This window comes from Actinoplanes sp. NPDC023936 (assembly GCF_040639325.1).
Classification (GTDB): Bacteria; Actinomycetota; Actinomycetes; order Mycobacteriales; family Micromonosporaceae; genus Actinoplanes.
The window spans coordinates 107,288-124,799 of record NZ_JBEZZR010000004.1 but is presented as its reverse complement, the minus strand read 5'-3'; the positions used below and the strand labels follow the sequence as shown (position 1 = coordinate 124,799).

At 71.4% G+C, this 17,512-nt stretch carries 17 protein-coding genes and 1 pseudogene; 5 read left to right on the top strand and 13 right to left on the bottom strand.

Features of this window, described 5'->3' with window-relative positions; translation table 11 throughout:
* Positions 1-35: 35 nt before the first annotated feature.
* Positions 36-512 (bottom strand): GNAT family N-acetyltransferase, encoded by a 477-nt coding sequence (locus AB0F72_RS06805; protein WP_360426360.1) that lies wholly within the window; start codon positions 510-512, stop codon positions 36-38.
* A 194-nt stretch (positions 513-706) separates the two neighbouring features.
* Between AB0F72_RS06805 and AB0F72_RS06800 the strand changes: the two genes are divergently transcribed.
* Together AB0F72_RS06800 and AB0F72_RS06795 are read left to right on the top strand one after the other, a co-directional pair.
* The gene (locus AB0F72_RS06800) at positions 707-1,147 is read left to right on the top strand and encodes a MarR family transcriptional regulator (protein WP_360426358.1); all 441 of its coding nucleotides are present in this window, start codon (positions 707-709) and stop codon (positions 1,145-1,147) included.
* A gap of 3 nt (positions 1,148-1,150) precedes the next feature.
* Positions 1,151-2,098 carry a pirin family protein gene (locus AB0F72_RS06795; protein ID WP_360426355.1) on the top strand — a complete coding sequence of 316 codons (948 nt, stop codon included), beginning with the start codon at positions 1,151-1,153 and terminating at the stop codon, positions 2,096-2,098.
* A gap of 885 nt (positions 2,099-2,983) precedes the next feature.
* Here the strand turns inward: AB0F72_RS06795 and AB0F72_RS06790 are convergent.
* On the bottom strand, positions 2,984-3,112 hold the full coding sequence (locus AB0F72_RS06790; RefSeq protein WP_360426352.1) for a hypothetical protein: 129 nt from the start codon (positions 3,110-3,112) through the stop codon (positions 2,984-2,986).
* A gap of 99 nt (positions 3,113-3,211) precedes the next feature.
* On the opposite strand from AB0F72_RS06790, the gene AB0F72_RS06785 reads away from it, so the two are divergent.
* Positions 3,212-4,795, top strand: a complete 1,584-nt coding sequence (locus tag AB0F72_RS06785) for a phospholipase D-like domain-containing protein (RefSeq protein WP_360426349.1) — start codon at positions 3,212-3,214, stop codon at positions 4,793-4,795.
* Positions 4,796-4,799: 4 nt separating this feature from the next.
* Here AB0F72_RS06785 and AB0F72_RS06780 read toward each other — a convergent pair whose 3' ends face one another.
* The 5 genes from AB0F72_RS06780 to allB are packed head-to-tail and all read right to left on the bottom strand — an operon-like array spanning position 4,800 to position 9,977.
* Positions 4,800-5,396 (bottom strand): GNAT family N-acetyltransferase, encoded by a 597-nt coding sequence (locus AB0F72_RS06780; RefSeq protein WP_360426346.1) that lies wholly within the window; start codon positions 5,394-5,396, stop codon positions 4,800-4,802.
* Between the two features lie 11 nt (positions 5,397-5,407).
* Entirely contained in the window at positions 5,408-6,496 is a 1,089-nt protein-coding gene (locus tag AB0F72_RS06775; protein WP_360426343.1) for a methyltransferase domain-containing protein, read from the bottom strand.
* A 39-nt stretch (positions 6,497-6,535) separates the two neighbouring features.
* Positions 6,536-7,654, bottom strand: coding sequence for a phosphotransferase (locus AB0F72_RS06770; RefSeq protein WP_360426340.1), 1,119 nt, complete (start codon positions 7,652-7,654; stop codon positions 6,536-6,538).
* Positions 7,651-8,646 (bottom strand): allantoicase, encoded by a 996-nt coding sequence (gene alc / locus AB0F72_RS06765; protein ID WP_360426338.1) that lies wholly within the window; start codon positions 8,644-8,646, stop codon positions 7,651-7,653. Before alc ends, AB0F72_RS06770 begins: the two co-directional genes overlap by 4 nt.
* Positions 8,646-9,977 carry an allantoinase AllB gene (allB, locus tag AB0F72_RS06760; protein WP_360426335.1) on the bottom strand — a complete coding sequence of 444 codons (1,332 nt, stop codon included), beginning with the start codon at positions 9,975-9,977 and terminating at the stop codon, positions 8,646-8,648. The genes alc and allB overlap by 1 nt, the downstream gene beginning before the upstream one ends.
* A 90-nt stretch (positions 9,978-10,067) precedes the next feature.
* Between allB and AB0F72_RS06755 the strand changes: the two genes are divergently transcribed.
* Together AB0F72_RS06755 and AB0F72_RS06750 are read left to right on the top strand one after the other, a co-directional pair.
* Entirely contained in the window at positions 10,068-10,493 is a 426-nt protein-coding gene (locus AB0F72_RS06755; RefSeq protein WP_360426332.1) for a glutaredoxin domain-containing protein, read from the top strand.
* Positions 10,494-10,855: 362 nt separating this feature from the next.
* Positions 10,856-11,488 carry a hypothetical protein gene (locus AB0F72_RS06750; RefSeq protein ID WP_360426329.1) on the top strand — a complete coding sequence of 211 codons (633 nt, stop codon included), beginning with the start codon at positions 10,856-10,858 and terminating at the stop codon, positions 11,486-11,488.
* 103 nt (positions 11,489-11,591) lie between these two features.
* Here AB0F72_RS06750 and AB0F72_RS06745 read toward each other — a convergent pair whose 3' ends face one another.
* From AB0F72_RS06745 to uraD, 6 genes and pseudogenes are all read right to left on the bottom strand, one after another.
* Positions 11,592-12,728, bottom strand: a complete 1,137-nt coding sequence (locus AB0F72_RS06745) for an aldolase/citrate lyase family protein (RefSeq protein WP_360426326.1) — start codon at positions 12,726-12,728, stop codon at positions 11,592-11,594.
* Between the two features lie 10 nt (positions 12,729-12,738).
* Positions 12,739-14,289: pseudogene (gene aceB, locus AB0F72_RS06740) on the bottom strand (malate synthase A); the annotation flags it as partial.
* 93 nt (positions 14,290-14,382) lie between these two features.
* A complete protein-coding gene (locus AB0F72_RS06735) occupies positions 14,383-15,735 on the bottom strand; it encodes an 8-oxoguanine deaminase (RefSeq protein ID WP_360426324.1) in 1,353 nt (450 codons plus the stop codon).
* Positions 15,732-16,592, bottom strand: a complete 861-nt coding sequence (pucL, locus tag AB0F72_RS06730) for a factor-independent urate hydroxylase (RefSeq protein ID WP_360426322.1) — start codon at positions 16,590-16,592, stop codon at positions 15,732-15,734. Before pucL ends, AB0F72_RS06735 begins: the two co-directional genes overlap by 4 nt.
* Positions 16,593-16,596: 4 nt before the next feature.
* The gene (gene uraH / locus AB0F72_RS06725; protein ID WP_360426317.1) at positions 16,597-16,959 is read right to left on the bottom strand and encodes a hydroxyisourate hydrolase; all 363 of its coding nucleotides are present in this window, start codon (positions 16,957-16,959) and stop codon (positions 16,597-16,599) included.
* Positions 16,949-17,443 carry a 2-oxo-4-hydroxy-4-carboxy-5-ureidoimidazoline decarboxylase gene (gene uraD / locus AB0F72_RS06720; protein ID WP_360426314.1) on the bottom strand — a complete coding sequence of 165 codons (495 nt, stop codon included), beginning with the start codon at positions 17,441-17,443 and terminating at the stop codon, positions 16,949-16,951. Before uraD ends, uraH begins: the two co-directional genes overlap by 11 nt.
* Positions 17,444-17,512: the final 69 nt, after the last annotated feature.

The following is a 17,512-nucleotide window of genomic DNA, read 5'->3' as shown; positions in this document are numbered from 1 at the left end:
GCCGGCGCCGCGTGACACGAGCCGGGCGACCGGGGTCAGAGGCGCAGGCGCATCGCGGGGTCGGGCGTGCGGCGGAAGCCCAGCGACGTGTACAGCGGCTCGCCGGACTCCGACGCCCGCAGGTCGGCGGCGCCCGCGCCCTGCTCGCGGAACCAGTCCAGCAGCGCGGTCACGCATCCCCGCGAGTACCCCTTCCGGCGCTGGTCCGGGTCCGTGACGACGCTGAAGACGTACCCCATCATCCCGCTCGGATTGCCCGGGCCGCCGAGGCGCTCCTCGACGATGCCGAGCGCGCACGCGGCGAGCCCGGCGCCGTCCGGGCAGTCCACCACGAAGGCCGCCATCGTCGGGGACGGCTCGGCGAACCGCCTGCGCAGGATCTCCTCGGACGCTTTCCGCCAGTCGTCGTTCCGGTTCGGCTGCGGGAAGCTCTGGAACATGACGGCACGGAGCCGGACCAGCTCAGCGGCGTCGTCGGGAGTGGCCCGTCGGGCCCGCACGTGTTCTTGCACGCCGAGAAGGTTAGCCACCGCACGCGGGTGACCGGTCTGCGCCCAGCCACGCGCCGGTAGCGAAACGCGCGCAACGGCCGGGCCCCGGCAGGTGGCCGCGCCGGGTGTCACGGGACGGCCGGGATCGGCGGGGACGGATGTGCCCGTACATTTCAGATTTGAAGTTTCAGATTTGAAGGAGTACGGTTCCGGGCATGGCGGAACCGCTCAGCGACAGCCAGTTGCAGCACTGGCAGACGTTCATCGAGAGCTCGTGGGCGCTGCAGACACGGCTCGAGGACGAGTTGCGGGCAGCGACCGGGCTGAGCATGAACGACTACCACGTGCTCGTCGCGCTCGCCGAGGCGACCGATCGACGGATTCGCATGGGCGAGCTCGCCAACCGGCTCGTGCTGTCGCCGAGCCGCATCACCTATCAGATCAACTCAATGATCAAACGCGGTCTCGTGCGCAAGGAGAGTTGCGCCGACGACGGACGCGGCCAGGAGGCCGTGCTGACCGAGACCGGGTTGCGGACGTTGCGCGAGGCCGCACCGGCGCACCTGAAGACCGTTCGAGAGAGCTTCATCGATCATCTGGACGACGAGGAACTGGCCGTGATCGGCCGGGTTTTCGCCAAGATCAGGAAGGTGTGAACCATGCCCGCCATCACCGTCGACGACGTCCTCGTCCTGCCGCGTCTGCCCCGGCTCGACCCGATGACCGATTTCCGCCAGGTTCGCCGGCTGACCACCGCGCCGCAGGGCTACGAGGGCGAGGGATTCCCGGTGCGGCGAGCCTTCGCCGGAGTGCCGCTGACCGAACTTGACCCCTTCATCCACCTCGACCAGATGGGCGAGGTGGACTACGCGCCGGGCGAGCCGAAGGGCACCCCGTGGCACCCGCACCGCGGCTTCGAGACGGTCACCTACATGATCGACGGCATCATGGACCACTCCGACTCGCTCGGTGGCGGCGGCTCGATCTCGAACAGCGACACGCAGTGGATGACCGCGGGCGCGGGGATTCTGCACATCGAGGCGCCGCCGGAGCACCTGGTGATGAGTGGCGGACTTTTCCACGGCCTCCAGCTCTGGGTGAACCTGCCCGCCGCCGCGAAGATGATTGACCCGAAATATCAGGACATTCGCGGTAAAGCCGCTGCTCTCCTCACCACTCCGGACGGCGGCGCGCTGATCCGCGTGATCGCCGGCGAGGTGGCCGGGCACAGCGGACCCGGCTCCACGTTCACCCCGATCAACCTGGCGCACGTCACGCTCCAACCCGGCGCGCGCCTCGACCTGCCGTGGCAGCCCGACTACAACGCGCTCGTCTACACCCTCTCCGGCGAGGGCTGGGTCGGCACCGACATGCGCCCGATCACTCTCGGACAGCTCGCCACCCACGGCCCCGGCGACGCCATCCGCGTCGAAGCCAAGACCGAACTCGACCTCTTCATCATGGGCGGCCGCCCGATCCGCGAGCCGATCGCCCACTACGGCCCGTTCGTGATGAACACGAAAGCCGAGCTCAAGCAGGCTTTCGACGACTTCCAGAAGGGCCGCCTCGGCGTCATCCCGGCAACCCGGCTCCCGCACACCGACTGATTTTCCGGGTACGCGCCACGGCCGCCCCTTCTCTTCGTGGCCGTCCCGCGCCTACGACGCGGCCGTGTGCCGGGGCACGGCCGTTGCGCGGCCATCGCTACCGGTGCATGGCTGAGCCGGGGGCCGCCGGCGCGAGAGGCGGAGTCCCGCAGCCGAACCGCGAGGGCCGGGAGCCCGGGAGGGCCGGGAGCCCGGGAGGGCCGGGAGCCCGGGAGGGCCGGGAGCCCGGGAGGGCCGGGAGCCCGGGAGGGCCGGGAGGGCCGGGAGGGCCGGGAGGGCCGGGAGCCCGAGAGGGCCGGGAGTCCGGGAGTCCACGGAGCAGCCCGAGCCGTAGGCGGCACAGGTCACCGCGCCATGATCACAGGCACCAGCTACGGCTCGGCAGGGTCGGCCGTAGCCGGCGCACGCTACGACGCCATGATCACAGGCATGAGCCACGGCTCGGCTCGCTCGGCCGTAGCCAGTGCACGCTACGACGCCATGATCACAGGCATGAGCCACGGCTCGGCAGGGTCGGCCGTAGTCAGTGCACGCTACGACGCCTTGATCACAGGCATGAGCTACGGCTCGATCGGGGGAACGCCACGTCACTCACGCTCCGCCTGATTGTCACGGAGCGTGCCGGCATCGGCGGTAAACGTGGCGCTTCGCGGAAGACTGCGGATGCTCCACGCCCCACAGAATGACGCAAAGCCGCAGCGCTCCACCGTCGCAGTGACCCACCGTGACGCCGCGCGGAATCGGAGGGCTCGGAGAGGGCTCGGAGAGGGCTGGCAGGGGGCTCGGAGAGGGCTCGGAGGGGGCGACCCACACGGCCGCACACGACGAGTTGTTGATCACAGGGAGCCCGGCGGGCGGGGCCGGGCGACTACCGGAGATCCTCGGTCAGGGCATCATCATCAGGATGGCGGCGGTTCCCGCCAGCACCAGCAGCAGGACCGCGATGAGCAGCCCTTTCTCGGCGGATGCGGCGGTGTCGGGGACGCTCGTGGTGGCCAGCGGCTCAGCGCTCATGTGATCTTTCCTCCGCGCGATCGAGGGGTTGCCGCTCCGCGTGCGGACGGCGGTCTGGAGGCTTACGGTGAGGGCGTCGTCGACCTCGGAGGGGTTGCTGTGCCGCCGCAGGAATGGCTTCTGACCGCTGCCGAACGCGGCAACCCGGACACCTCCATACCCACATGGAACACCGGAAACACGGTCGAAGCACTAATTCACGGGCAAAAGTACTTCGATCGGCTGGCCTCGGAGGTCGAGGCGCTCGAGGCGGGTGATCACCTCTTCTTCACCGACTGGCGCGGCGACCCGGACGAGCGGATGCGCGAGGACGGCCCGACGATCGCGGAACTCTTCGCGGCGGCGGCCAAGCGTGGCGTGGTCGTCAAGGGCCTGCTGTGGCGTTCGCATGTGGACAAGCTGGCGTACAGCGAGGAGGAGAACCGCACGCTCAGCGACGACATCGAGGCGGCCGGCGGTGAGGTGCTGCTGGACCAGCGGGTTCGCCGGGGCGGTTCGCACCACCAGAAGCTCGTGGTGCTCCGGCATCCCGGCCGCCCGGAGCTCGACGTCGCGTTCGCCGGCGGCATCGACCTGTGCCACAGCCGGCGCGACGACGACGCGCACCACGGCGATCCGCAGGCGGTGCGGATGGCGAAGGCGTACGGCCCGCACCCGCCCTGGCACGACGTCCAGCTGATGCTGCGCGGGCCGGTCGTCGGCACGCTCGACCTGAGCTTCCGGGAGCGGTGGAACGACCCGGCGCCGCTGGACCAGCACGGTCCCATCTCCACGGCCACCGACATGCTCAAGCACGAGGACATGCGTGCCGACAAGCTCCCGCCGCAGCCGCCGGACCCGCCGTCGGCCGGCCCGATGACCGTGCAGGTGTTGCGGACCTACCCGGCGATGCGTCCGGCGTACAGCTTCGCGAAGCTGGGCGAGCGCACCGTGGCCCGCGGCTACACGAAGGCGATCCGCCGGGCGCGGCGGCTGATCTACCTGGAGGACCAGTATCTCTGGTCGAAGGAGGTCGCCCAGCTCTTCGCGGACTCGATGCGGGACAACCCGGATCTGCATCTGATCGCTGTCGTTCCACGCCACCCGGACGTGGACGGCGCGTTCGCGCTGCCGCCGAACCAGGTCGGCCGGGAGCAGGCGATCGAGCTCTGCCGCCGGGCCGCCGGCGACCGGGTGCACGTCTTCGACCTGGAGAACTCCGAGGGCACCCCGATCTACGTGCACGCCAAGGTGTGTGTGGTCGACGACGTGTGGACGAGCGTGGGCAGCGACAACTTCAACCGCCGTTCGTGGACCCACGACAGCGAGCTGTCCTGCGCGGTTCTCGACGACACCCGGGACGGGCGGGCGCCCGAGGATCCGGCCGGGCTCGGTGACGGCGCCCGGCGGTTCGCCCGTGACCTGCGCCTGTCGCTGCTCGGCGAGCACCTGGACCGGGCCGGGGACGACCGCGACGATCTGATCGATCCGCTGGGCGCGGTGCGCGCGGTGACCGAGGCGGCGGACCGGCTGCGGGACTGGCATGCCGGCGGGCGGACGGGCCCGCGCCCGCCCGGCCGGCTGGTGCCGCACGAGACCGAGCGGTTGCCGTGGCATCAGCGGTGGTGGGCGGTGCCCGCGTACCGGTTGATCTACGACCCGGACGGCCGCCCCTGGCGGGAGCGCCGGGCCGGGACCTGGTGAGAGCTCAGGAGAAATCCCGGCGCATCACCACGCGGCGCGGCGTCGGGTGGCTCACCTCGGTGAACCCCGCCTCGGTGAAGATCTTCCGGCTGCCCACGTAGAGCTCGCCCCAGCTGTACTCCCGGTCCGCCCTGGCGACGATCGGATAGCCCTCGATCGCGCGGGCGCCCCGCTCCCGGGCGAACCCGACCGCGGCCGCCACCAGGGCCCGGCTCACGCCGCGCCGGCGGAATCCGGTCCGGGTGACGAAGCACGTCACCGCCCAGACCCCGGCGTCGGTACGGCTCTCGTCCCGTCCCGCCCACGGCACCCGCGCGGTCATCAGGCGCGGGTAGACGAAGCGTGGCTCGACGGCACACCAGCCGACCGGCTCGCCGCCGAGGTAGGCGACCAGCCCGCTGGTCGTCGTGGCGTCCGGATCGTCGCAGCCGGCCTGGGCGCGCAACCGCTCGGCTCGCTCCTCGACCGGCACCGAGCCCCACTCGGCCGCCGTGATCTTGAACCATTGGCATTGGCAGCGGGCCGGCTCGCCGCGCGTGCCGAAGACGGCCCGGAGATCGGACCAGGACGCCTCGTTGGCCGCGACCACGGAGATGCCCATGGCCTGGAAGTCTACGGGTGGCCGGGGTCCCGCGGGCGGGTCAGACGCCACGGGCCGGGCACGAGAACCGGGCCGCCCGCGGACGCCAGCGTGGCCCGCCACGCCCGCATCGGCGGCCGGCCCATCGCCCACCACCGGTCGGCGAGCGCGAGCGCGACGGCGGCGCACCGATCCGCGGAGGCCAGCACCGCGCCGTCCGGGAGCACCACGGCGCTGCCCGGGCCGTCCTCGTCGAGCACCGCGATCAGCGACTGCTCCCGGCCCGGCACGGAGGCGTACGTGACCCGCCGGTGCCACACGCCGGCGGCGAACCACAGATCCCGGTACGCCAGTGCCTCCAGGGTCGTCTCCCACCGGGCCGGGACGACCGTGTCGAGTCCGGTGAGCGGCTCGGACGGCGGCGGCGGGTGGCTGCCGGGATGCCGGGCGGTGAGCGGACCGGCCGCGCTCATGAAGCCGGCCGGGCAGATCACCGTCACCTCGCCCCCGGTGTCGACGCTGAGGACCGGATGCATGCCGGCGTGCTCGACCGGCGCGACGATCCGGCCGCCGGGCAGCAGGCGACCCGTCCAGTACGGCGAGATCCCGGCGACCCCGACCGTCACGATGATCCGGTCGTAGTCGCCGGCCGGCCCTCCGGTGTATCCGTCGGCGTTCTCCACCCGTACCCCATTGATGGCGGCCCGGGCCAGCGCGGAGCGCGCCCGGTCCGCGACGTCCTCCTGCACCTCCACGGTCGTCACCGCGGCGCCCAGGGTGGCGAGCAGCGCCGCGTTGTACCCGGTTCCCGCGCCGATCTCGAGGATCCGCTGGCCGGGGCGCACGTCCAGCGCCTCGATCATGAGAGCCATCAGCGACGGCTGGCTGGAGGAGCTGATCGGGCGGTTGCCGCTCAGCTTGGTGACCAGGACGTCGTTGCTGTAGACCGCTCGCAGGTACTCCGGGTCGGCGGGCAGCACCAGCCGCCCGTCCCGGCGGTGGAAGCCGTCCGGGACGAACACCTCCCGCGGCACCGTCGCGAATGCCCTGGCCAACTCGGGCGACAGGGTCACTCCGTCGTGGCGGATCAGATCGAGGTAGTGCCGGCGGGCGTCCTCCATGACAGACACGGTACGAGCATGACCGGCACGGCACGAGGTTCATCGATGGACGGCTCGCCGCAGACTCGCCGCGACGTCACCGGCGTGGTATGGCCACTCCGCCGGCTCGATGTTCGCGAGGAAGTCCGCGTAGGTGACCGCCGCCCGCAGCGCCGCCACCGGCCGGAGCAGCTCGACGGCCCGCAGCGCGTCACGGCCCGGCCACCGCGACGCCCACTGCCGCAGCACGTCCGGGTCGTCGCTGAGCCGCAGCACGTCCAGGGCCGGGTTGCCGACGCCGGAGTCACCCCAGTCCAGGATCACCAGGTCGCCGCCGGGGTCGGTACGCACGTTGCCCGGGTGGAGGTCGCCGTGGATCAGGGTGTCCGGCAGCCCGCACGCGGCCACCGCGGCGAGCCGTTCGGGCAGCCCGTCGATCAGCTCCTCGAGCCCCGGGATCTCGGGCAGGAACGGCTTCGCGACCTCAGCGGCACGTTCCGGAGACAGCCGCCGGTCCGGCAGTCCGGCCGCGAGCAGCTCCGCCACGCGGCCCGCGAAATGCTCCTGCACCGGGTGGAACGCGGCCGCCACCTCGGCGCAGAGCGCGGGCCCGGCGCCGTACCGGTCCTCGCCCGGCACGTGCGCCAGCAGCATCCGGCCCTGTTCCCCGGACGCCAGCGGATAGGGCACCAGGCCCGGCGCGACAGTGTCGACCAGCCGCAGCACGACCGGCTCATGGTGGAAGAACGCCGGCACCTGCTTGAGCCAGGCCGCCGGGCTGCCGTCCGGCAGGTCGAACCGCCAGATCGCGGAGAGGTTCCAGGTGCGCTGCTGGCGGGGAACCGTCCCGGTCAGACCGATCCGGTCGAGCGCGCCGGCCGCCCAGGCCAGCGACGCCTCCGGGCCGCCGATCTCGGCGTAGGGCGCGCGGAGCGGGTGCGGGGAGAGATCCACGTCGGCCGGGAGCAGACCGGGCGGCGGCGCGGCGCACGAGGCCAGATAGGTCACCGCACCGGACGGGTCACCGTGCAGCAGGCGCAGCACGGTGACCTCGGCGCCGGCCTTGCCGACCACCTCCGCCACCTCCTGCCACCACGGGGTGACGACCGGAAACGGCGGGAGGGCGCCCCGCAGGACACCCTCCGCGTCGACGAGGACCAGCGAAACGGTACGAGTCACCCGCTCATTCTGGCGTGCAGGTACGCCCGCGACGCCCGTCCCAGCAGACGCAGCCGGGCCATCCCCCCGTCCGGGAAGATGTCCAGCCGCACGTGCGTCACCTCCGGCCCCTTCCCGAGCGCCTTGGCGATCGGGAACCGGTGCGGGGTGTCCGGCCGCAGCGCCACCCGGGGCAGCAGCTCGATCCACTCGCCGGAACCGGTCCGCTCGTCACGTCCGGTGAGCCGGGCCCAGCCGGGCGCGTTGCCCTTGAAGTGGCTGGTGTCCAGGTCCGCGAAGCGCAGCACGGCCGGCGCCGCCAGCTTCACCAGCACCCAGTCGTTGCCGTCGTCGCGACGCCGGGACGTCTCCCAGCCGTCGCCCATGTTCTGCGCGAGACCGGGCATCAGCATCCGCTGCGGGTTGCCGTAGAACATGTTGCTGCAGTCGACGACGGTGGCGCCGTACTGTGCGGCGGCCACGTCGAACGTCTTCGGCAGCAGCGCCGGGTCGGGCACCACCTCGCCGTGCACCCGCAGCCGGGCCACGCCACCGTCCGGGAAGATCCGCAGCCGGACGTGGGTCCAGCGGCGCCGGTTCGCGACCGGGAACAGGTTGCCGCTGTCGCCCTTCAGGTCCGAACGCGGCACCAGCTCGGTCCACTCGGCCGCCTCCAGCTCCTCGCGGCCGGGGTAGCCGGGCAGCGAGACCGCCTCGACCGAGGCCTGCGGCGGGTAGTTCCCGGTGAAGAACGCGGTGTCGACGTTGATGCCGTGGACGACGCCGGGCGCGCCGAGCCGGATGATCGCGACGTCGTGACCGGCCTCGCGGCGGCGCCGGGTCTCCCACCCGTCGTAGACCTGTCCCTTGTGGTCGAACGTCTTCGGAGCGTGCCCCGCCGGCGCCGGCAGGACCAGGTGGTCCGCCGCGGCGAAGAACTCGTCGTTGGCGTAGACGACGCCACCGCCGAAAGCGCGCGATGCCAAGTCCGGCAGCCCGGTGAATTCGTCCATCAAATCTCCTTCGTTCCGGTGGCGATCTCTCGCCGGAGGAAACGGCCGCGTGGCGCGTCGCCGGTCACCCTGCTGCCGCGCAGCCAGGTCGTGCCCACCACGCCTGTCACGACCCTTCCCGCGTACGGGGTGACGGGGTTCCTGTGGTGCAGCGCGTGCGCGTCGACCGTGAACTCCCCGTCCGGCTGGAATGCCACGAGATCCGCGTCCGCGCCGACGGCGATCCGTCCCTTCTCCCGCAGCCCGGCCAGGTCGGCGGGTCGGCGTGACATCCATTTCACCACGTCAGAGAGGGTGTGTCCGCGCTCACGAGCTGCGGTCCATATCACCGGCAGACCGAGTTGCACCGAGGCGATTCCGCCCCACGCCGCCGCGAAGTCACCGGTGTCCTGGCGCTTCAGCTCGGGCGTGCACGGCGAGTGGTCGCTCACCACACAGGTGATCAACCCGTCGGCCAGGGCGGCCCAGAGCTGATCCGCGTTCGCGGAGTCCCGGATCGGCGGGCAGCACTTGAACTCGGTCGCGCCGTCCGGGATCTGCCCGGCGTCCAGGGTCAGATAGTGCGGGCAGGTCTCGGCCGTCACCCGTACCCCCTCGGCTCGGGCCCGCGCGATGAGCGGAAGCGCCGACGCGGCCGAGAGATGCAGGATGTGCACGCGGCGGCCCGCCTCGCGGGCCACCGCGATGGCGGTGGCCACCGCCGCGTGCTCGGCGTCGGCCGGGCGGGAGGCCAGGAAGTCGGTGTACGCGGCCGAGCTCGCCGCGTCCCGCAGGTGCTCCGGGTCCTCGGCGTGCACCACGAACAGCGCGTCCACCGCGTCCATGGCCTCGGCCAGCTGATCCGCGTCGACCGGCGGGAACTCGGGCACACCGGAGTCGGCGAGGAACGCCTTGAAGCCGAAGACCCCGTCGGCGTGCAGTCCGGGCAGGTCGCCGGCGTTGCCCGGGATCGCGCCGCCCCAGAACCCGACGTCCACGTGGCACTGACCGGCGGCCGCCGCCTGCTTGATCTTCAGCGCCTCCGCGTTCACTGTCGGCGGCAGGCTGTTCAGCGGCATGTCGATGATCGTGGTGACTCCCCCGGCCGCCGCGGCCCGGGTGGCGGTGGCGAAACCCTCCCATTCGGTACGGCCCGGTTCGTTGACGTGCACATGCGTGTCCACCAGGCCGGGCAGCAGCGCGTCGGCGCCGAGGTCGACGTCCTCGGCGGCCGTCACCTCCGCGTCGTAGGCATGGATCGCCACGATCCGCCCGCCGGTCACCGCCACCGCCGCCGCCCGCTCGCCCTCCGGGGTGAACACCCGCCGGGACCGCACCACCAGATCAACCATGGCAAGACCCTAAACGCGGTTTGTTTCACCGGATGCTCTTCCGCCCGGCCGGGGATTTCGTCACCGGCGGTAGCGGGGTACTCTCCGCGCATGCTGCGACGGTGGAGGCTGGCGATCCTGACGGCCACCTGTGGTGCGCTCATCGCCGCCGTCAAGATCGGTGACGACTCCCCGTGGGGCGCCGCATTTGTCCTGGTGATCTTCCTGGGTCTGGCCTTCGTCGTCTCCCCGCAGCTCTTCCCGCGTGCGGAGAGCGCGGCGGAGGCGCTCACCGACGGGCGGCCGGTGGTTTACTGGCGGCCCGGGTGCCCGTTCTGCGTGCGGCTGCGCGCCCGCCTCGGGCCGGATGCCGACCGCGTGCACTGGGTCGACATCTGGCGTGATCCGGAAGGCGCCGCAGCAGTCCGCGCCATCACTGGCGGTGACGAGACCGTCCCGACCGTTGTGATCGGCGGCGAGGGTTTCGTGAACCCGGACCCGTCGTGGATCCGGGACCGGATCGCGACGGTCTCCTGACCTGCGTCCACCCCAGGAACTGGTCGAACAGCTCGGCCGGCGACCGGCGCGGCAGGTCGGAGACGGCCTGGTCGAGGTTGCCCCACATGTACATGGCGAGCGACACCCGGTCGGCGCCGTCGCTGAGATGCGCCCGGGCCGGAGCGCACGGCCAGGCCCGTCCGCAGGCCCGGCACCTCCACGATGGACGCTGCCAGATGTGCTCGGATCGGGCTGGCTTGGACGAGATGTACCGCACCGGATGCCTCCCCGCATGGTTAGTCGGCGGTAGATAGCACGCGGCCCGAGCGCCGATCGTTCGACACCGCGAAGGATTGGCATGCGCTAAGGTGCCGGGTCACGATCAAGTAACGGGGGTTCGCGTGGTCAAGGACGAGAAGAACGTCGAAGCAGCGGAGGCCGAGGCCGTGGATGCCGTCGCGGAGGAATCGGCCACCGATATCGCGGGCCCCGCAACAGAGCAGCCGGTCGCCGAAGACGCGGAGGTGGTGGCGGAGCAGCCGGCCGCCGAAGACGCGGAGGTGGTGGCGGAGCAGCCGGCCGCCGAGGGAGCTTCCGAGCCTCAGCCGGTCGATGCGCCCGCGCCGGCCGCGGACGACGACGCGCCCGCGCTCGCCGCGGACGACGACGCGCTCGTGCCGGCCGCGGACGACGACGACTCCGAGTCCACTCAGGACATCGAGCCCGAGCCGCTCATCGAGCCCGAGCCGCTCATCGACCTCAGCGCCGCACCGGCCGAGGAGCCGCAGGACGAACCCGCCGAGGGCCTCGACCCGCAACTCCTCGCGCTGAGCGTCGTCGTCGGGCTGCTCGCCGTAGCCGTGGTCGTCGTCTTCGGGCTGATCGTGTTCGACCCGGTAACGCTGATCAGCTTCGTGCCGGACTGGTTCGCCGAACCGGGATCAAGCCGCGTCATCGGCAGCGCGACAGCGGTCATCGTCATGTCGGCCCTGGCCATCGCGATGCGCCAGCTCTTCCTCCGCCGCCGAGGCTGACCGCGCCGCCCCTCCGGCCCCTCCCGCGCCCCACTCGCCAAGATCGCGAAAAAGGGGGGTGCGCAACTCGCCAAGATCGCGAGAGAAGCCGGGAGGGCGTGGGTTACGTCAGGAGGGTCAGCTCCTGGCGGGGGAAGCCTGCGTCGTCGAACGCTCCGCAGTCCAGCCCTCTCAGCAGATAACCGGCGAGGGCTCGCGCCGTGGCCGGCTCGTCGGCTATCCCACTGTCCTGCCGGTGCAGGTAGCGGTGCAGGCGCTCGATCGCCACGTCGCGGCCGTCCCGGAAGAACTGGTAGGTCGCCGCGTACCGGCTGGGCAGCTGGGCCGGGTGCAGGTCCCAGCCCTGGTAGAAGCCGCGCTCCAGGGAACGCCGGACCAGGCGGTGGTGCAGCTGCCACGCCTCGCGCACGGCGGCGGGCGGCCCGACCGGGAGCACGTTGGTGGAGCCGTCGGAGAGGCGCACCCCGGTCTGGGCGGCGGCGGCCTGCATCACGGCTTTCGCGTAGTCGGCGGCCGGGTGCTCCATCGACTGGTAGGCCGCGGCCACCCCGGCGGCGGCGCTGTAGTCGTAGGTGCCGTAGTGCAGCCCCGTGCACCGGCCGCCGGCCGCCGTGATGAGGTGGGCCACCGTGGCGGTGCCGTCGGCGGCGAGCACCGCGGAGGGCAGTTCGACCTGGATCTCGAAGGTCAGGGTGCCCTCGCTCAACCCGTACCCACGCTCGAGTTTTTCGCAGAGGGTGACCATCGCACTGACCTGGTCGGTACCGCTGACCTTGGGCAGCGTGATCGTGAAGAGCTCCTGGTAGGAGTCGAGGAAGAGGTCGAGCGTGCGGAGCGAGCGGTGCCGGGTGGCGGCTTCCAGGCTCTTGATCCGGATGCCGAGGAACGGGGGTCGCGGGCCCCTGGCGAGGATCGTGGCGGCAGAGCGGACGGCGGCATCCTCCTGGTCGTCGTCGCGGACGCCGTAACCGTCCTCGAAGTCGACGCGCAGGTCCTCGATCGGCTCCAGCTCCAGCTTCGCCCGGATGGTCGGATCCGGCCACGGGAAGTCGTTCTCGTCCATCGCCTTCAGCGCCTCAGAACCCCAGTCGGGGTACGACGAGAGCCTGTCGGCGGGGATGTAGACGGTGTGGATCGGCTGCCGTCCGGCGCGTTCCCCCGGGTAACGAGCCCGGAGGAACGCGTCGTGGGCAGCCAGGCGCCGGTCGATCTCGGAGTAATCATGATCGGACAGGCGCATGGGGGACCTTTCAGTCGATCGAGTCGTAGGCGGCGCTCGTGAGGAAGTCGGCGAAGTCGTCGGCGAGGGCGACCCGTTCGAAGAGCTTGCGAGCGTCGTCGTAGCGGCCCGCCGTCCACGCCTCGTCACCGATCGACTCGCGGATCGCGGCGAGCTCCTCGTCCTCGATCCGGCCGACCAGCTCAGCGGTGATCAACGTGCCGTCCTCGAGCCGTACCCCGTTGTGGATCCACTGCCACACCTGCGAGCGCGAGATCTCAGCGGTGGCCGCGTCCTCCATCAGGTTGTGGATGCCGACCGCGCCGTTGCCGCGCAGCCAGGCCTCCAGGTACTGCAGCGCCACGTTGACGTTGTTCCGCAGACCGGCCGCGGTGACCTGCGCCTTCAGGGCGGCGACGTTGAGCAGGTCGTGCGCGTCGACGGCGACGTCCGGGCGCTGCTTGTCGAGCTGGTTCGGCCTGTCGCCGAGCACCCGGTCGAAGATCTCCGCACAGACCGGCACCAGGTCGGGGTGGGCCACCCAGGAGCCGTCGAAGCCGTCGCCGGCCTCGCGCTCCTTGTCCTCGCGGACCTTGCTCAGGGCCACCTTGTTGACCTCCGGGTCGCGGCGGCTCGGGATGAACGCGGCCATGCCGCCCATCGCGAACGCGCCCCGCCGGTGGCAGGTGGCGACGAGCAGCTCGGAGTAGGCGCGCATGAACGGCGCGGTCATCGTGACGGCGGCCCGGTCCGGCAGGATCATGGTCGGGTTGTCACGGAAGTACTTGATGATGCTGAACAGGTAGTCCCAGCGGCCGGCGTTGAGCCCGGAGATGTGCGGCCGGAGCGCGTAGAGGATCTCCTCCATCTCGAACGCGGCCGGGATCGTCTCGATCAGCACGGTGGCCCGGATGGTGCCGACCGGGATGCCGAGCTGCTCCTGGGCGTACGTGAAGACGTCGTTCCAGAGCTCCGCCTCCTTGTGCGACTCCATCTTCGGCAGGTAGAAGTACGGCCCGCTGCCGCGTTCGAGCAGCTCGGCGGCGTTGTGGAAGAAGTAGAGGCCGAAGTCGACGAGCGCGCCGACGGCCGGCTCCCCGTCCACCGGGAGGTGCCGCTCGTCGAGGTGCCAGCCGCGCGGCCGCATCACGATCGTGGGGTAGGGGCCGTCGCCCAGCTCGTAGGTCTTCTTCTCCGTCTGCAGCGAGATCGTCCGGCGGATCGCGTCGTACAGGTTCTGCTGGCCGTCGACCACGTTGGACCAGTGCGGTGTGTTCGCGTCCTCCAGGTCGGCGAGCCACACCTTGGCGCCGGAGTTGAGCGCGTTGATGGTCATCTTGCGCTCGGTCGGCCCGGTGATCTCGACGCGGCGGTCCTGGAGATCGGCCGGCGCGGGCGGCGCCGTCCACTCGGCGGCACGGATGTCCGCCGTCTCCGCGAGGAAGCCGAGGCTCGCCCCGGCCGCGATCTCCGCGCGGCGGCGGGCACGGGCCTCGAGAAGCTCGTTACGGCGAGGCCGGAATCGCCGGTTCAGGTCGGCGACGAACGCCACGGCCTCGTCGGACAGGATCTCGGTCATCGTTGACGGTTCCTCTCGGTGTGGTTACTCCCCCGTACCGTAATCGAGCATTATTCACGCTCCTGCATGCGCACGGGCACCGGGATCACGCGCGGTTTAACGGTATACCATTAACTTCCGGTGAGCCCGTCGCGCCTCCCGGGTCAGCTCCTCCTCGGAGGCGTTCACGAGATCGCCGCGCTCCACCACCGGCCGGCCACCGACGAGCGCCAGCTCGACCGGCGCCGGCGGGCCGAAGACCAGCGCCGCGACGTGATCGTCGATGCCGTCGTGCCCCATCCCGTCGAGCCGCCACAGCACCAGGTCGGCGAGCTTGCCCACCTCGATCGAACCCAGATCGTCCTGCCGGCCGAGGCACCGGGCGCCGCCGATCGTGCCGAGCCGCAGCGCCTCCCGGGCGTTCATCGCCGCGGGTCCCCCGCGCAGCCGCGCCGTGTAGAGCGCCTGCCGCAACTCCGCGCCGAGGTGCGAGACCTCCTGCGAGGCGGCGCCGTCCACGCCCAGCCCGACCGGGACCCGGCTGTCGATCAGCTCGCGGACCCGGGCCATGCCCGCCCCGAGACGGGCGTTGGAACTGGGGCAGTGCGCGACGCCGGTGCCGGTCGCGCCCAGCTTCGCGATCGCCGAGTCGTCCAGGTGCACCCCGTGCGCCAGCCACACGTCGTCGCCGAGCCAGCCGACGCGTTCCGCGTACTCCACCGGGGTGCAACCGAACTGCTTGCGGCAGAACTCCTCCTCGTCGTCGGTCTCGGCGAGATGGGTGTGCAGCCGTACGCCCTTCCGGCGGGCCAGCACCGCGGCCTCCTCCATGAGGCGGGTGGTGACCGAGAACGGCGAGCAGGGCGCCACCGCGATCTGCAGCATCGCGTCCGGGGACGGGTCGTGCCAGCGGTCGATCGCGGCCTCGGTCGCGGCCAGCGCCTCGTCGGTCTCCTCGACCACGTTGTCGGGCGGCAGGCCACCGTCCTTGCGGCTCAGGTCCATCGAGCCGCGGGTCGGGTGGAACCGCAGGCCGATCTTCCGGGCCGCCGCGATCTCGGCCTCCAGGACGTCGCCGCCGTCACGGGGGAAGACGTAGTGGTGGTCCATCGACGTGGTGCAGCCGGAGAGCGCGAGCCAGCCCAGGCCGGCCCCGGCAGCCGCGCCGACGACGTCGGCGTCGAGGCGTCCCCAGATCGGGTAGAGCGTGGTGAGCCAGCCGAAGAGGGTCTCGTCGAGGGCCAGGCCACGGGTCGCCCACTGGTAGAGGTGGTGATGGGTGTTGACCAGCCCGGGAGTGAGCAGGCAGCCGGCGCCGTCGACGCGCCGGGTCCCGGGCGGCAGATCGGCGATGCCGCCCGGACCGGCCGCCGCGATCCGGCCGTCGTCCCCGACCAGCACGTGACCTGTCGGGTGCACCGTGTCGGAGGCGTCGACCGTCGCCACCGTGACGTTCTCGAAAAGAATCACAGCCACCACTCCGCGATCGCCGCCGGCGCGTCGTCCCTGGTGACCGTGCCCTCGATCAGCCCGTAGGGCCGGTCACCGGCGATGAACACCTCGTTGTCGTTGGACATGTCGAACGGTGACAGGTCCACCAGATAGTGATGCTTGTTGGGCAGCGCGAGCCGCACCTCGGCGATCTCCGGCCGCTCGGTGAGGACCCGGGTTCCCATCGCCATCAGCGTCTGCTGGAGCGAATAGCTATAGGTTCCGACAAACCCGCTTTTAAGAGCATCAACTGCGGTTTCGTACGATTGATTCCAGTCCCCTTGATCACCGAGATGCCGCCACTTCGCGTCCACAGCGGTCGCCAGGATCCGGTCGGTCGCCGGCGGCAGCGTCGTGTATTCGTCCCGCACGAACCCGTGGAACTCCGAGTCCGTCGTGTTCAGCAGCACCAGCCCGGTGACCCCCGAGACCACCTGGGCGGCGTCCTCGGTCACTGTCACCACGGCGGTCCGCGTGCAGTCACCGCGCTTCGCGAACGAGTGCGGCCCCAGCCGATCCCACGCATAGGCCTCGATCGACACCGTGGCGCGCGCCACCTGCGGCTGGGACGCCACGAAGTGCCGCCCGAGCAGCAGCGCGAAGGACTCCGGCTCGCCGACGCCGTGCTTCTTCGCGAACGCGTACACGGTGTTCTTCATGGTGTCCGTCGGCAGCACCGTGGAGTTGTCGCCCGTCGCGTGGGTGGCGGCCAGGTCACCGGCGAGCGCGACGCTGACGTTGAGGTCCAGCAGGCCGTGGGTGTCACCGTCCCGCGTCACCCGGACCAGCCGGGTCTCCGCCTTGCCGTATCGGTTCGGTCCGAGCACGATCGCCAACTGACTAACTCCCTCGGTAGGTGGTGTAGCCGTACCGGCTGAGCAGCAGCGGCACGTGGTAGTGACGGTCCGGGTCGTGGACGTGGAAAGCGACAGTGATCTCCGGGAAGAAACAGTCCCCGCCGAGATAGGGCTCCACGTAGAAGAAGAGCCGGTACCCGCCGGCCTGCCAGTCGCGCACCGGCACCTGGAACCGGAACCGGCCGTCGCCGTCGGTACGCCCCTGGCCGATCAGTTGCCAGCCGTCGGAGTCGCGGCGGTCCAGCCGCACGTAGACGTCCCGCGCCGGATTGCCGGAGACGGTGTCCAGGATGTGCGTCGAGATCTTGGCGTGGAACTCGGCCGCCGTGCCGTCGTCAGAGGGCATCGAGCACCCGCTCCAGCCGCAGCAGCGCGATCTTGCGGAGTTCGCCGGCCACGATCGCCCGCTCGGTCGCCTCGTCGTTGCCGAGCCGCTCCCGCGCGGCCCGCAGGATCTCGTCCTGCGACCGGCCGCTGGCGAAGATCAGGAAGACGTGACCGAACTTCTCCTCGTAGCGCTGATTAGCCTCGGCGAGAGCCGCTTTCCCGGCCGCATCGGACGACGCGGCCGCCGACTGCTCGGCCCGCGACCAGGCCGCCTCCGTCGACTCCCCCGCCGCCCGCTCGCCGATCCGCGGGTGCGCGGACAGCCCGAGCAGCACGTCGTCCCAGCTCAGCGCCCGCGCTTCGGCGTCCGCCGCGGCCAGCACCGCGGCCCGGTCCGGGTACGGCCGCTTCGCGGCGATCCCGGCGCCCCACGACGGCGCTGCCAGGCAGGCCAGCAGCTCGCCCTCCAGACGCTCGGCGGGCAGCCTGTTGAAGGCCTCCACCCGTCACCCCCTCTGTCAATGTTGATCAGTCAAGCAGGCGGCGTCCGCGGAACCCACCGGCGGACGCAA